Raw genomic sequence first — 14,905 nt, 5'->3', positions numbered from 1 at the left:
ATGCGTTTGCTTGCAGCCAGCGAGGCGGTTAGCGGAAAACAACTTCCGCCCAGCGCGCCAGTCCGGCAGTCACCGAACCAAAGTCATCGCCGCCGGCAATCGGAATGCCCGGCAATTGCCTCGCCAGCGCTTTTTTAATCAGCGGCGAGCGGGCGCTGCCGCCGGTCAGGTAGATCACATCCGGTTTCTCCTGAGCGTTATCCAGCGCCAGTCGCACCTGTTCCAGAATGCGCGTTAACGGTTGATCCAGCGCTGTTTCCAGCCCCTGCTGGCTGATGGCGGTCGCCAGTTCATCGCTAATAAACGGCAGTGTGGCGGTAAATTCTGGCTGGTCGGAAAGGGCGATTTTGCACTCCTCGGCGCGGCGCGCCAGACGATGGCTCAGCCGCTGACGCCAGACTTTCACCAGCAACGCCACTTTTTCCGGTTCGCGGGCATCGCGTACCAGCGTGTCCAACAGGCGACCGTTGGCACTGCTGTAAAAATCGCTCTGCGCCGGAACGTCGTTGATGGCCACGGCGTTCCACCACGGCAGCACCGGTAGGGCAATGCCTTTTTCGGTCTCGCCGCCCATGCCGAGTAGCGGCATCAGGTTTTTGAACGCCAGCGCGATGTCGAGGTCGTTGCCGCCGACGCGGCAACCGCTGTGTCCGAGCAGGCTGGAACCACGGTCGGCGCGATGGTGCCATTGGGGTCCCATCAGCAGCAGCGAACAGTCGGTGGTTCCGCCGCCGATGTCCACGACCAGTACGCGTTTTTCTTCCTGCAGGGTGGCTTCATAATCCAGCCCTGCCGCGACCGGCTCGTACTGAAAGACCACATCCTGGAATCCGGCGCGGGTAGCGGCCCGCTGCAGAATGCCCTGCGCCTGACGGTTGGCTTCGTCACCGCCCAGCCCCTGAAAGTTGATCGGGCGACCGATGACGGCCTGGGTAATCGCGTCGGCAAGCTGATGTTGCGCCTGATTTCGGATGTGCAGCATCATGGCGCAAACCAAATCTTCAAACAGCGCAACCTGCTGTGGTTTGAGTCCGTTGGCGCCCAAAAAAGACTTGGGCGACTTAACGAAGTAGACCTCTTCCGGATCGTCAACGTATTGCGCCAGCGAAGACAGGCCGAACTGGACGCTGCCGCTGTGAACCTCGATATCTTCGTCGCGGTTGAAGCGGATCGCCCGGCGCAGCAGCGCCTGCGTCTCTTCATCCGGCGTTGGTACAGCGTGATGGCGGAACAGCCATTCGCTCACGGCTTCCCGTGTGGGCGCGCAGAGCATTGACGGTAACAGCGTGCTGTCGTTTTCCATTTTCAGTAACTGCGGCGCGCCGTCGCGCATGATCGCGACCGAGCAGTTCGCGGTACCGTAATCAAAGCCAATAAACACCTTATAAATCCCCATGCCAGTGAAGAAGGGGCGTGACTTTAGCGAAATGTCATCGCGCCGACAACTGGAATATGAAAGCAAGGCGTAACAATGGAATAGGGGTTATGCTCAGGGTTTGCAGAAAAAGGAGTGGGTGATGTTTTTCCTGAACTGGCAGCCGCCTTATGACTGGTCCTGGATGTTGGGTTTTCTCGCCGCTCGTGCGGTGAGCGGTGTGGAAAGGGTCGGTGATATGCGCTATACGCGCAGCCTGGCGGTAGGGGAGCATCGGGGGATAGTCACCGTGGTGCCCGATGAACGGACGCATACGCTGGCGGTCACCTTAACCGGGGGGCTGCTGCCGGTAGCGGATGTCTGTCTGGAAAAAATGGCGCGGTTGTTCGATCTCGGCTGCGAGCCGACGAAAATCATCCGGGCCCTTGGCGATCTGGGCGCGGCGCGTCCGGGGTTGCGCCTGCCCGGTTCGGTAGATGCCTTTGAGCAGGGTGTACGGGCAATCCTGGGGCAGTTAGTCAGCGTGGCGATGGCGGCAAAGCTCACTGCAAAAGTGGCGCAGCGCTATGGCGAACCGCTGGCCGACGCGCCAGGCTACGTCTGTTTCCCCGGCCCTGACATCCTTGCCGGCGCCGATCCGCTGGATCTGAAAGCGCTGGGGATGCCGCTTAAACGCGCTGAGGCGCTGATCCACCTCGCGCTGGCCGCGCGTGACGGGATACTGCCCACCAGCGCGCCTGAAGATGTTGAGTCTGGGGTGAAAGCGCTACAGGCGTTTCCGGGGATTGGACGCTGGACGGCGAACTATTTCGCACTCAGAGGCTGGCAGGCGAAAGACGTGTTTTTGCCGGATGATTACCTGATCAAACAGCGATTTGCGGGCATGACGTCGGCGCAGATCCGGCGCTACGCGGAGCGCTGGAAACCCTGGCGCTCCTACGCCCTGTTGCACATTTGGTATACCGACGGCTGGCAACCGTCAGTTGATGGCGAAGTAACTGGTATTCAGTAGCAGATCCAGCGGCTGGGCTTCCGTAATGATGTCGCCATAGATCTGGTCGATGCCGATACCCGACAGCGTATCCATGACTACCGCCGTCTGCACCGGGCCGGCGATAGTTTTGCATCCCAGACGCTGGGCGTGACCGTGGATGATCGATACCAGCATTTCATCCATCAGGTAACTGTGGATGCTGGCGCTAAGCTCGCTGTCGAGCAGCAGGTAGTCGGCCATATTGGGGGCCAGCAGATTAAAGATTTGCAGGTCGCGCCCGATCTGGCTGAGGATAATGCGACAGCCCGCCTGACGAAGAGTCTGCAAGGCGGGCGCGGCTTCTTGCGCGTGGAGCAGCAGTGCTTCCGCCGGAATAATCAGGTGCAGCAGACGCCCCGGCAGCGGACTTTTTTCCAGCTGTTGCAGCAGTTCGTCTATCAGTGTCGCGCTGGTTAATCCGGCGACGGACAGCGGCAGGGCGATGCTCAGTCCTTTGTGCGCGACCGCCGGGGCGGCATGATGGAAAAAGGCATGAAAGACTCGCCGATCCAACGCATGATTGAGCGCCGGGTCTGCCAGCCCGGCGCGAAACGCCTGTTCTTCCATAACCTCGCCCTCGCTGGTCCACAGACGAAGTGAGATGAGCCACAGGCTGCGCGCTTCCGGAATACGCGGCGACGCGACGCCGCGGGCTAACATCAGCAGATGGTTTTCTTTTATCATGTGCCACTGTTCATCCAGCGACATCATGGCGCGCGGGTGCTGCGCCATTTCCTGCTGCGGCTCGTAGACGGTGACCTGACCGCGACCGCTATTTTTCGAGGCGTAACAGGCGATATCGGCCTGTGACATCACTTCCACCGGCTGGCAGTTGTCGTCGTCAATGAGGGTGATGCCCGCGCTGGCCCCAACCCGGTGCAGACGGCCTTCCCACATAAAAGGGTACTCGTTAACCGCGGTGATGAGCCGGGTGGCGATAACGCGCGCGCTTTCAAGATGACAGTCCGGTAACAACAGGCCAAACTCATCACCACCCAGACGCGCCAGTACGTCGCCAGGACGAAGCAAACCGAGCATCAGTTGGGCGAGTTCGCGCAGTAACGCGTCGCCCGCGGCGTGACCGGCGCTGTCATTGACAGCTTTAAAACGGTCGAGATCGATAAATACCAGCGCATGATGCTGGTGGGTACTGCGCACCGTTTGCAGCAACTGCTTTAGCCGGGTCTCAAAGCTGGGGCGATTAGTCAGCTGTGTGAGCGCATCATGCGTGGCGCTGTAGCTCAGTTGGCGCAGCATCTTGCGTGACTCGGTGACATCCTGGATCACCAGAACCGAACCAATGTTCCCGCCGTCCAGCGTCGTGAGCGGAGTGATGCTGTAGTGAATATCGTAGCTGCCGCCGTTGCGACAGTGCAGCACCACGTCCTGTTCGATGGCCGAGCGGGACATATCCGCGCTGTAGATGTTTTCCATCAGCGGACCGTTATTGCCGAAGGTAATGTGCAGCACTGTCAGTAAGGGTACGCCGATGGCGTTTTCTTGCTGCCAGCCGCTCATTTTTTCAGCGACCGGGTTCATAAAGGTGATTTTCATATCGACGTCTACACAGATCACCGCCTCGCCGATGGAGTCGAGGGTAATGTGCAGCCGCTCTTTTTCCTGAAACAGCGCTTCATTCAGGCGCTTATTTACCCATTCCGTGTGTTTAAGATCGTTAATGTCTTCAATCTGAGCAATAAAGTAGAGCGGCGTGCCGTCAGTATGACGAACCAGAGAAACCGCCAGCAGCGCCCACACCACTTCACCGCTGCGGGTGTAATAGCGCTTCTCCAGCGAATAGCTGTTGATGTCGCCGCGCACCAGCATGTCGAGCTGCTCCAGATCGTTATGCAGATCTTCCGGCCAGGTCAGTTGCTGAAACGTGAGCGTGCGCAGTTCGTCCTGCGGGTAGCCAAGAAACTGACACAACGCTTTGTTGACCTGTAACCACTGTCCTTCGGTACCGACCAACGCCATGCCGATGGCGGAATATTCCATGGCGTTACGGAAGCGTTCTTCGCTTTCCGTAATGTGTTTACGTTCCGCGCGAAACGCATACATCACCATGGTCATGATATTCGCCGGCAGCAGGATCATCAGGAACGGCAGCCACGGCAGATGCGTCAGCAGATTCACCTTCGGCGTAACCAGCAGCGACGGGTCGGCGGCCAGCATCAGTGAAACCACCATCACCGTGGCGAGAAAGACTAAAAAAGCTTCCATGCGCGGCAGGCGCACCGCGCTCCACATCAGCAACACGATGACGCAGGTAAACGGCCAGGGAACAAACTTCATCGCCAGCCAGCTTAGCACCAGCGTGACGATCAGCGTCAGCAACGTTTCCAGCAGCAGGCGAGGGTTGCGGTGGCGCAGCAGATAGTGTGGCTTAAACAGCAAGCCCAATGGCACCAGCGCCAGCGCGCCGATGGATTCTGACAGCACCCAGAACAGAAACGCCCGCAGCGGGGTATCGTGCGGAGACAACATCCAGACCAGCATCCCGCCGAGCAGTGGGGGGATCACCGCGCTGCCGAAGGCCAGACGGATCCAGTCGTTCAGATTCTGTAACGGGTTATATCCAGGCAGGAGCTTGCGCAGCAACAGCGCGCCTGTTGCCGCTTCAATAATGTTTATCGCCGTATAGGTAAAGTTGAGCGCGCCCGGGGGAAACAGCACCAGCGAGGCGCCAATACTGCCCAGAGAACAGGCGAGGGCGATGCCCGGCCACATGCGACCGGCATGGCGGTAAAAAGCCACCATCATAATGGAGGTAGGAAACCACAGAGGCGCTAACGCATTGCCGAACTGGGATAATTCCAGTGAAAAGAGCGTAAAAACAAACGCCGCCAGACCTAAACTGACGAAGCGCAGCAGAGGGTGCGGTAAGGGAACTAAAACATGTTGGGTTGGTTTACTCATTACCCTATCCGAATAGCCGGGAACGTCGAAGCACGCCAGGACGCGTCAGTGTGAGTCTGTGTTTATGCTAGTACAAACTTTTTACCTTTTATATCCCGGCTGCGCATAATTTGCCGTCAATCTAGAAGTCATCAGGGCGCAGGGACGGGGCTGGCGTGACGTTTCGCCGCGATGCATCTTGTCTGAATTTGTGTATAATTGCCGGCGTTTGACGCTCCGGCGTCTCCCTTCCTTACAGGTTATTCAGGTCGCTAAATTTATGACTGATCAGTCTCATCAGTGCGTCATTATCGGTATTGCTGGCGCATCGGCTTCTGGCAAAAGTCTTATTGCCAGTACTCTTTATCGTGAATTACGTGAACAAGTCGGTGACGAACATATCGGCGTGATCCCCGAAGACAGCTACTATAAAGATCAAAGCCATCTGTCGATGGAAGAACGCGTAAAAACCAACTATGACCATCCCAACGCGATGGATCACAGCCTGTTGTTTCAACATCTGCAAGCGCTTAAGCGCGGCTGCGCGATTGAACTGCCGGTCTACAGCTACGTCGAACACACCCGCATGAAAGAAACCGTGCGCGTGGAGCCGAAGAAAGTCATTATTCTGGAAGGCATTTTGCTGCTCACCGACGCCCGTTTGCGCGAAGAGATGAACTTCTCTATTTTTGTCGATACGCCGCTGGATATCTGCCTGATGCGCCGCATCAAGCGCGACGTTAACGAGCGTGGGCGTTCCATGGATTCCGTGATGGCGCAATACCAGAAAACGGTGCGTCCGATGTTCCTGCAGTTTATCGAGCCATCCAAGCAGTATGCGGATATTATCGTGCCGCGCGGCGGGAAAAACCGCATCGCCATCGATATTCTGAAAGCGAAAATCAGTCAGTTCTTTGAATAAGCCCTGCGAATTGTGTACCGTTCAGTGATAACCTGGTTTGCCCTTACGACACAATGCGTTAAGGGCCTGCTGCACGAAAGGAGAAAGTGCCATGCGTCTGTGTGACCGAGATATTGAAGCCTGGCTTGATGAAGGCCGTTTGTCGATCAACCCGCGTCCGCCTGTGGAGCGTATTAATGGCGCGACGGTGGATGTGCGCCTTGGCAATAAATTCCGTACCTTCAGCGGCCACACCGCAGCATTTATCGATTTAAGTGGGCCAAAAGATGAAGTCAGCGCCGCGCTCGACCGCGTAATGAGCGACGAGATTGCGCTGGCCGACGGCGAAGCGTTTTATCTCCATCCGGGCGAACTGGCGCTGGCGGTGACCTATGAGTCGGTGACCTTACCCGCGGATTTAGTCGGTTGGCTGGATGGCCGCTCCTCCCTGGCGCGACTTGGCTTGATGGTGCACGTGACCGCCCACCGTATCGATCCCGGCTGGTCCGGCTGTATCGTGCTGGAATTTTATAACTCCGGTAAACTGCCGCTGGCGCTGCGCCCCGGCATGTTGATCGGCGCGCTGAGCTTTGAACCGCTTTCCGGTCCGGCGCTTCGCCCCTATAACCGTCGCGAAGATGCCAAATATCGCGATCAGCAGGGCGCGGTCGCCAGCCGGATTGATAAAGACTGAGTCTGATCCACTGAGGATAGCATGAGACGATTTCTGACGACGCTGATGATTTTGCTGGTCGTGCTGGTGGCCGGCTTTTCTGCGTTAGTAATGCTGGTCAACCCGAACGACTTCCGTACCTATATGGTGCAACAGGTCGCGGCGCGTAGCGGCTATCAGCTACAGCTGGATGGCCCACTGCGCTGGCACGTCTGGCCTCAGCTCAGTATCCTCTCCGGACGCATGGCGTTGACGGCGAAAGGTGCCAGTGAACCGCTGGTGCGCGCCGATAACATGCGGCTTGACGTTGCGCTGTGGCCGTTGCTTAGCCATCAGCTGAGCGTCAAGCAGGTGATGCTCAAAGGCGCGGTGATTCAGCTCACCCCGCAAACGGAAGCGGCGCGCAATGAAAACGCGCCGGTGCCTCCCAAAGACAATAACTTACCGGACGTCGCGGAAGATCGCGGCTGGTCGTTTGATATCGCCAGCCTGCGGGTAGCCGACAGCGTGCTGGTGTTCCAGCATGAAAATGATGAGCAGGTCACCGTTCGCGACATCCGCCTGCAAATGGAGCAGGATGCGCAGCATCGCGGCGCTTTTGAGTTTTCCGGGCGGATTAACCGCGATCAGCGTGATTTGAATCTGGCCTTAAACGGTACGGTGGATGCGTCCGACTATCCGCATAACCTCTCTGCCGGGATCCAGCAGCTTAGCTGGCAGCTCCAGGGAGCCGATCTGCCGAAACAGGGGATTCAGGGACAAGGACAGCTTCAGGCGCAGTGGCAGGAAGACGCGAAATTACTCTCGTTCAGCCAGCTTGACCTGACCGCGAACGACAGTACGCTGACCGGAAGCGCCCAGGTGACGTTGACGGAGCAACCGGCCTGGCGCATTAACCTGAATTTCGGCAAGCTGAATCTGGATTCCATTATTCCGCTGTCGGAAAACAGCAGCGGCGCTAACGGCGGTGGCGAGCAGGGCGTGACGTCATCGTCTCTGGCCCGACCGGTCATCGCCAGCCGGGTCGATGAACCGGCCTACCAGGGGCTGAAGGGGTTTTCCGCGGAGATCGCGCTGAATGCGGAGAGCGTATTATGGCGCGGGATGAATTTCTCGTCCGTTTCGACGCGAATGACGAATCAGGCCGGCGTGCTGAAAATCGCGCAGCTCGAGGGCACGCTTGATGGCGGCACGATTTCACTGCCTGGCACGCTGGATGCCAGCGCTGACACTCCGCGCGTGGTGTTCCAGCCGCGTCTTAATGATGTGGAGATAGGCACGATTCTGAAAGCGTTCCATTATCCCATTGCCCTGACCGGTAAAATGTCGCTGACGGGCGATTTCTCCGGCGCGGACATTGATGCCCAGGCGTTTCGCCATAACTGGCAAGGTCAGGCGCGCGTCGAGATGCGCGATACGCGGATGGATGGCATGAACTTTCAGCAGTTGGTTCAGCAGGCGGTGGAACGCAGCGGCGGCGACGTTGAGGCGATGCGTAATTACGATAACGCCACCCGTCTCGATCGTTTCGTCACTGACCTGACGCTCGACCACGGTAAGCTGGGGCTGAACAGCATGGAAGGCGAATCCTCTGTGCTGGCCCTGACCGGTAAAGGTACGCTCGATCTGGTCGGAGAGTCGTGCGACACGCAGTTTAACGTGCGGGTGCTCGGCGGCTGGAAAGGGGAAAGTAATTTGATCGATTTCCTGAAAAACACGCCGGTGCCGCTGCGGGTTTACGGTAAGTGGCAGGCGCTGAATTATAACCTGCAGGTTGATCAAGTGCTGCGTAAGCATGTCCAGGATGAAGCGAAACGTCGTCTCAATGACTGGGCGGAGCGGAACAAAGATACCCGCGACGGCAAAGACGTCAGGAAGCTGCTGGATAAGCTGTAAACCGCCTCTGGCGAGTCCCTTTTTGTAAGGCCGGACAGGGCGTGAAGCGCCGCTGTCCGGCGATTGCCACTACGCGTCGTATTCCCCGTCTTCGTCCGCGCGTAACGGAATCAGTTGCACCTTCTGTACGCGATGACTTTCTACCTGTAGCGTTTTCAGCAAGTAGTCGCCCACCTGAACCTCCTCACCCTCTTTCGGAATGCGCTGCAGATATTCCATCAACAGGCCGGCGATGGTGTGATACTCGCGTTTCTCATCGAGCGGCAGGGGAACATATTGCACCAGATCGTCCAGCGGCATATGACCGTTTGCCGTCCACGAACCGTCCTGATTTTTCTGAATATCATGGCGGGCGTCGATCTCTTCCACTTCGTTCGGCAAATTACCAGCAATGGTTTCCATCACGTCGCTCAGCGTCACAATCCCTTCGACAGACCCAAACTCGTCAACCACAAAGGCAAAATGCGTGCGGGCGTTGCGGAACTGCTCCAGCGCCGGCAGCAGCGGGAGCGTTTCCGGGAACACCAGCGGCTGGCGCACCAGTACCCGCAGGTTGAGCGGCTCTCCGCGCAGCGACTGCTGGAGCAGATCGATAACGTGCACCACGCCAAGCAGATCCTCCTGGTCATCTTCGCCGGTGACCACCAGTCGCGTATGCTGGTTTTTTTCGAGCAGGGCGCGGATATCCGCCTCAGGCGCGCAGAGATCGATATGCTCGATATCATGGCGCGAGGTCATAATGCTGCTGACGGTGCGCTGGTTCAGGTTGAGTACGCGCTCAATCATCCGCCGCTCCTGCGGGTTGAAAATTTGCGTGTCGTCATGATCCACCAGCATCGAGGCTGTTTCCGCATCCAGTTCGGCGTCCTCTTTCTTCCCACTTAACAGGCGCATCACTGCTTCGGTCGTTCGCTGGCGCAGCGTATGGTTTGCGGAAAGAAAGCGGCGGCGGTTAAAGATAGCCAACTGGTTCAGGGCTTCAATCATCACCGAGAAGCCGATGGCGGCGTACAGGTAGCCCTTCGGAATGTGGAAGCCAAAACCTTCCGCCACCAGGCTAAAGCCGATCATTAACAGGAAACTCAGACAGAGAATGACGATGGTCGGGTGGCTGTTGACAAAACGGGTCAGTGATTTGCTGGCGAGCAGCATCAGCGTAATCGCGATAATCACCGCCGCCATCATCACCGCCAGGTGATCCACCATACCGACGGCGGTAATGACCGAATCGAGCGAGAAGATGGCGTCCAGCACCACGATTTGAGCCACCACGCCCCAGAATTTAGCCCCTTTGCGTTGGGTGGGGTTGTCGCTGTCTTTCCCTTCCAGCCGTTCGTTAAGCTCCATCGTGGCTTTAAACAGCAGGAAGAACCCGCCGAACAGCATGATCAGGTCGCGCGCGCTAAAGCTTAAGCTCTGAACGCTAAAGAGCGGCTTCGTCAGGGTGACCAGCCAGGAGATTGACGCCAGCAAGAGCAGGCGCATCAGCATCGCCAGAATCAGGCCGGTGATGCGCGCGCGGTCTCGTTGCGCGGGCGGCAGTTTTTCGGCGAGGATGGCAATAAAGACTAAATTATCAATGCCGAGGACCAGCTCGATCACCACCAGCGTGACGAGACCGGCCCAGATTGACGGATCGGCAATCCATTCCATAGTAAGCGTAAAACCCTTCGTTATATGACAATTGTCACAATTCGATCATGGATAAAGCTGGCGGAAAATGCAATGCCAGAGCGGGATTTATCCTGCTTTTGTATTTCGTCCCACCCGTAATAATAACCTTAATGTTTCTGTCGGGAATAAATTCTGGATTAAAAACAATTTCGGATATATCGCAGGGTCGGTGGAATATATGCATTTTGTCAACATCAAGTAATTCCTAAAAATGCAGCTTTATATGACTTAATATTAATCTTAAAAAGACAAAATAGCAGGCTTGTTGCCTTGCCTGCTAATACGTTAGCTGTAACAATTCTTCCAGCGTTAATGAGGTGTGAAGAAATATATTGACCGGCATCGTAAATCATTAACCGCCGACATTCTTATTACCTTACGTATTTCTCTGTTGTGGCAGGAGAAAAATCACGAGGTTTGCAAAAATCTAACTTAATCAGTGTATTGGTAGCTAAAAAGCCAAGGGCGGTAGCGTGCCTGAACGCCTGATGACGAGTCTGCATTATTCTGTCAATAGCTTACGGATGAATTCAAATTTTTTAGGACTGATGCCAGTTAAATTTCTTTTCAATTAACTGCAATGTAAATGTGTACGGCGAAGTCGCTATTTAAATTGCACAGGATAATTACTCTGCCAAAGTGATAAATAATCAATGATGAAATCCAAAATGAAATTGATGCCATTATTGGTGTCGGTAACCTTGATAAGCGGTTGCACAGTACTTCCGGGCAGCAATATGTCTACGATGGGTAAAGACGTGATTAAACAGCAGGACGCTGATTTTGATCTCGACCGGATGGTGAATGTGTATCCACTCACCCCGCGACTGGTTGAGCAATTGCGTCCGCGGCCAAACGTGGCGCAGCCGAATATGTCGCTGGACCAGGAGCTTGCCAGCTATCAGTACCGCGTCGGGGCAGGGGATGTTCTGAACGTGACGGTATGGGACCACCCTGAGCTGACAACGCCAGCGGGGCAGTACCGCAGCTCCAGCGACACCGGCAACTGGGTGCAGCCGGACGGCACGATGTTTTATCCCTATATCGGCAAGGTTAGCGTGGTGGGGAAAACACTCGCAGAGATCCGCAGTGATATTACCGGGCGCTTAGCGAAGTACATCGCCGACCCGCAGGTGGACGTTAATATCGCCGCGTTCCGTTCGCAAAAAGCCTATATCTCCGGCCAGGTGAACAAATCCGGCCAGCAGGCGATCACCAACGTGCCGCTCACCGTACTGGATGCGATCAACGCCGCAGGCGGCCTGACCGAAGACGCCGACTGGCGCAACGTGGTGCTGACCCATAACGGCAAAGAACAACGGATTTCCCTGCAGGCGCTGATGCAAAACGGCGATCTCAGCCAGAACCGCCTGCTGTATCCGGGCGACATTCTTTATGTTCCGCGCAATGACGATCTGAAAGTGTTTGTGATGGGTGAAGTGAAGAAACAGAGCACGCTCAAAATGGACTTCAGCGGCATGACGCTGACCGAAGCGCTGGGCAACGCCGAAGGTATCGATCTGACCACCTCCAACGCCAGCGGCATCTTCGTGATCCGTCCGCTGAAAGGCAAAGGTCCGGGCGGCAAGATTGCCAATATTTATCAGCTCGATATGTCTGATGCGACCTCTCTGGTCATGGCGACGGAATTCCGTCTGCAGCCTTATGACGTGGTGTATGTCACCACCGCACCGGTTGCGCGCTGGAACCGTCTGATCAATCAGTTGCTGCCGACCATCAGCGGTGTCCGTTATATGACGGATACGGCCAGCGACATTCACGCCTGGTAATCGTCATGTTTAACAAAATATTAGTTGTTTGCGTGGGGAACATTTGCCGTTCCCCAACGGCAGAACGCTTATTGAAGCGCTACCACCCGGCGCTGACCGTCGAGTCGGCGGGGCTTGGCGCGCTGGTGGGAAAGGGCGCAGACGCGTCTGCCCTTAGCGTGGCGGCCGATCACGGTCTGTCGCTGGAAGGACACTGCGCACGGCAAATCACCGGACGGCTGTGCCGGGACTATGACCTGATCCTGGCAATGGAGAAAAGACACATTGCGTCTCTGCATGAGCTGGCGCCGGAAATGCGCGGCAAAGTCATGCTGTTTGGTCACTGGGACGATGAGCGCGACATTCCCGACCCGTATCGTAAAAGCCGCGAGGCGTTTGAAGCGGTGTACGCATTACTTGAACGGTCTGCCCGCCAGTGGGCGCAGGCATTGAACGCAGAGCAGGTAAAATAATGACAGAAAAAGTAAGACAGTCTGCCGCTCCGGTAACGGGCAATGATGAAATCGATATCGGCCGCCTGGTGGGCACCGTCATTGAAGCACGCTGGTGGGTGCTGGGGATTACGGCATTATTCGCACTTTGCGCAGTGATTTACACGCTCTTCGCCACGCCAATCTACAGTGCGGATGCGCTGGTGCAGATTGAACAGAACGCTGGCAGCTCGCTGGTGCAGGATATCAACTCGGCGTTGTCCGATAAACCTCCCGCCTCTGAGGCCGAAATTCAGCTGATTCGCTCGCGTCTGGTGTTAGGCAAAACTGTGGATGACCTGGACCTGGATATCTCCGTCAGCAAAAACACCTTCCCGCTGTTTGGCGCAGGCTGGGAACGGCTGATGGGACGCCAGAATGAGACGGTGAAAGTTACCACCTTTACCTTGCCGAAGGGAATGAACGACCAGGTTTTCACGCTGAACGTGTTGGACGATAAGTCCTACGCGCTGACCAGCGACGGCGGGTTTAGCGCCCGTGGGCAGATCGGTCAAACCCTGAACAAAGACGGCGTGACGATGGTAGTGAGTGAGATCCATGCCCGCCCGGACACCGAATTTACCGTCAATAAATTCTCCACGCTCGGGATGATCAACACCCTGCAAAACAACCTGACGGTAACCGAAACCGGCAAGGACACCGGCGTGTTAAGCCTGACGTTTACGGGTGAGGATCGCGAACAAATCCGCGAAATTCTCGACAGCATTACCCGCAACTACCTTGAACAGAACGTGGCGCGTAAATCGGAAGAGGCAGCGAAAAGCCTGGCATTCCTGGCAAAACAACTGCCGGAAGTGCGCAGCCGTCTGGACGTCGCGGAGAACAAACTCAACGCCTTCCGCCAGGATAAAGACTCCGTTGACCTGCCGCTGGAAGCAAAAGCGGTGCTGGACTCAATGGTCAATATCGACGCCCAGTTGAATGAGCTGACCTTTAAAGAAGCGGAAATCTCCAAGCTGTACACCAAAGCGCACCCGGCTTACCGCACGCTGCTGGAAAAACGCCAGGCGCTGGAGGATGAAAAAGCGAAGCTCAACGGGCGCGTGACGGCAATGCCGAAAACGCAGCAGGAGATCGTGCGCCTGACCCGTGACGTGGAGTCCGGTCAGCAGGTCTACATGCAGCTGCTGAATAAGCAACAGGAGCTGCAGATCAACGAGGCCAGCACCGTCGGCGACGTGCGGATTGTTGACCCGGCGATTGCCCAACCGGGTGTACTGAAGCCGAAGAAGGGGCTGATCATACTGGGCAGCATTATTCTTGGCCTGATGTTGTCAATCGTCGGCGTCCTGCTGCGTTCGTTGTTCAATCGCGGTATCGAAAGCCCGCAGGTGCTTGAAGAGAACGGGATCAGCGTTTACGCCAGCATTCCGCTGTCGGAATGGCAGAAAGCGCGCGATAACGTGAAAACCATCAAAGGCGTGAAGCGTTACAAGCAGAGCCAGTTGCTGGCGGTAGGGAACCCGACCGATCTGGCGATTGAAGCGGTGCGTAGTCTGCGTACCAGCCTGCACTTCGCCATGATGCAGGCGCAGAACAACGTGCTGATGCTGACCGGGGTCAGCCCATCAATCGGTAAAACTTTTGTCTGCGCCAACCTGGCGGCGGTCATCAGCCAGACCAACAAGCGCGTGTTGTTGATCGACTGCGACATGCGTAAGGGGTACACCCATGAGTTGCTCGGCACCAACAACGTGAACGGCCTGTCCGATATCTTGGTCGGCAAGGGAGATATTTCCGCCTGCGCCAGACCAACCTCTATCCCAAACTTCGATCTCGTCCCGCGCGGCCAGGTGCCGCCAAATCCGTCGGAACTGCTGATGAGTGAACGTTTTGGCGAGTTGATCAAGTGGGCCAGCAGTCACTATGACCTGGTGCTGATCGATACGCCGCCGATTCTGGCCGTGACTGACGCGGCGATTGTCGGTCGCCACGCGGGAACCACCCTGATGGTGGCGCGTTACGCCGTGAATACTCTGAAAGAGGTGGAGACCAGCCTCAGCCGCTTCGGGCAAAACGGCATTCAGGTGAAAGGGGTGATCCTCAACTCTATCTTCCGTCGCGCCACCGGATACCAGGATTACGGGTATTACGAGTACGAATATAAGTCAGATTCCAAATAAAAAACGAGAATGCCGGATGGCAGCGAAACGCCATCCGGCGAAAACGCTTTG

10 protein-coding genes are annotated in these 14,905 nt (G+C 56.5%); 7 read left to right on the top strand and 3 right to left on the bottom strand.

The window, feature by feature from the left end:
* Positions 1-28: 28 nt before the first annotated feature.
* The gene (gene yegD, locus APU02_RS03545) at positions 29-1,381 is read right to left on the bottom strand and encodes a molecular chaperone (RefSeq protein ID WP_060569350.1); all 1,353 of its coding nucleotides are present in this window, start codon (positions 1,379-1,381) and stop codon (positions 29-31) included.
* Positions 1,382-1,517: 136 nt separating this feature from the next.
* On the opposite strand from yegD, the gene alkA reads away from it, so the two are divergent.
* Positions 1,518-2,387 carry a DNA-3-methyladenine glycosylase 2 gene (gene alkA, locus APU02_RS03540; protein ID WP_060569282.1) on the top strand — a complete coding sequence of 290 codons (870 nt, stop codon included), beginning with the start codon at positions 1,518-1,520 and terminating at the stop codon, positions 2,385-2,387.
* On the opposite strand, the gene APU02_RS03535 is transcribed toward alkA, so the two are convergent.
* Entirely contained in the window at positions 2,355-5,327 is a 2,973-nt protein-coding gene (locus tag APU02_RS03535; RefSeq protein ID WP_060569281.1) for a diguanylate cyclase, read from the bottom strand. The two genes, alkA and APU02_RS03535, sit on opposite strands and share 33 nt — an antisense overlap.
* Before the next feature lie 259 nt (positions 5,328-5,586).
* Between APU02_RS03535 and udk the strand changes: the two genes are divergently transcribed.
* The 3 genes from udk (at position 5,587) to asmA (ending at position 8,776) form a co-directional block, all read left to right on the top strand.
* Positions 5,587-6,228, top strand: coding sequence for a uridine kinase (udk, locus tag APU02_RS03530; RefSeq protein WP_042284352.1), 642 nt, complete (start codon positions 5,587-5,589; stop codon positions 6,226-6,228).
* A 91-nt stretch (positions 6,229-6,319) separates the two neighbouring features.
* Complete coding sequence (gene dcd / locus APU02_RS03525) at positions 6,320-6,901, top strand: dCTP deaminase (RefSeq protein ID WP_042284348.1); 582 nt, start codon at positions 6,320-6,322, stop codon at positions 6,899-6,901.
* 21 nt (positions 6,902-6,922) lie between these two features.
* Positions 6,923-8,776, top strand: coding sequence for an outer membrane assembly protein AsmA (gene asmA / locus APU02_RS03520; RefSeq protein ID WP_060569280.1), 1,854 nt, complete (start codon positions 6,923-6,925; stop codon positions 8,774-8,776).
* Between the two features lie 69 nt (positions 8,777-8,845).
* Here asmA and APU02_RS03515 read toward each other — a convergent pair whose 3' ends face one another.
* Positions 8,846-10,429: a TerC family protein gene (locus tag APU02_RS03515; protein ID WP_060569279.1), complete on the bottom strand. Its 1,584-nt coding sequence runs from the start codon at positions 10,427-10,429 to the stop codon at positions 8,846-8,848.
* 674 nt (positions 10,430-11,103) lie between these two features.
* On the opposite strand from APU02_RS03515, the gene APU02_RS03510 reads away from it, so the two are divergent.
* Genes APU02_RS03510 through wzc form a run of 3 tightly spaced genes read left to right on the top strand, consistent with a single transcriptional unit; the run spans position 11,104 to position 14,854 of the window.
* On the top strand, positions 11,104-12,240 hold the full coding sequence (locus APU02_RS03510; protein WP_042284340.1) for a polysaccharide export protein: 1,137 nt from the start codon (positions 11,104-11,106) through the stop codon (positions 12,238-12,240).
* A gap of 5 nt (positions 12,241-12,245) precedes the next feature.
* On the top strand, positions 12,246-12,692 hold the full coding sequence (wzb, locus tag APU02_RS03505; RefSeq protein ID WP_042284338.1) for a low molecular weight protein-tyrosine-phosphatase Wzb: 447 nt from the start codon (positions 12,246-12,248) through the stop codon (positions 12,690-12,692).
* Positions 12,692-14,854, top strand: coding sequence for a tyrosine-protein kinase Wzc (gene wzc / locus APU02_RS03500; RefSeq protein ID WP_060569278.1), 2,163 nt, complete (start codon positions 12,692-12,694; stop codon positions 14,852-14,854). The genes wzb and wzc overlap by 1 nt, the downstream gene beginning before the upstream one ends.
* Positions 14,855-14,905: the final 51 nt, after the last annotated feature.

Origin of the sequence: Citrobacter sp. 50677481, from assembly GCF_001463265.1 — a bacterium.
In the GTDB taxonomy this organism is placed as follows: Bacteria; Pseudomonadota; Gammaproteobacteria; order Enterobacterales; family Enterobacteriaceae; genus Citrobacter_A; species Citrobacter_A sedlakii.
The sequence above is the reverse complement of the archived record's forward strand: the minus strand, read 5'-3'. Positions and strand labels throughout refer to the sequence as shown.

Excerpts from the sequence above, each read along its gene's own strand:
- alkA (WP_060569282.1), top strand. The coding sequence starts at position 1,518 with ATGTTTTTCCTGAACTGGCAGCCGCCTTATGACTGGTCCTGGATGTTG.
- APU02_RS03535 (WP_060569281.1), bottom strand. The coding sequence starts at position 5,327 with ATGAGTAAACCAACCCAACATGTTTTAGTTCCCTTACCGCACCCTCTG.
- udk (WP_042284352.1), top strand. The coding sequence starts at position 5,587 with ATGACTGATCAGTCTCATCAGTGCGTCATTATCGGTATTGCTGGCGCA.
- dcd (WP_042284348.1), top strand. The coding sequence starts at position 6,320 with ATGCGTCTGTGTGACCGAGATATTGAAGCCTGGCTTGATGAAGGCCGT.
- asmA (WP_060569280.1), top strand. The coding sequence starts at position 6,923 with ATGAGACGATTTCTGACGACGCTGATGATTTTGCTGGTCGTGCTGGTG.
- APU02_RS03515 (WP_060569279.1), bottom strand. The coding sequence starts at position 10,429 with ATGGAATGGATTGCCGATCCGTCAATCTGGGCCGGTCTCGTCACGCTG.
- APU02_RS03510 (WP_042284340.1), top strand. The coding sequence starts at position 11,104 with ATGATGAAATCCAAAATGAAATTGATGCCATTATTGGTGTCGGTAACC.
- wzb (WP_042284338.1), top strand. The coding sequence starts at position 12,246 with ATGTTTAACAAAATATTAGTTGTTTGCGTGGGGAACATTTGCCGTTCC.
- wzc (WP_060569278.1), top strand. The coding sequence starts at position 12,692 with ATGACAGAAAAAGTAAGACAGTCTGCCGCTCCGGTAACGGGCAATGAT.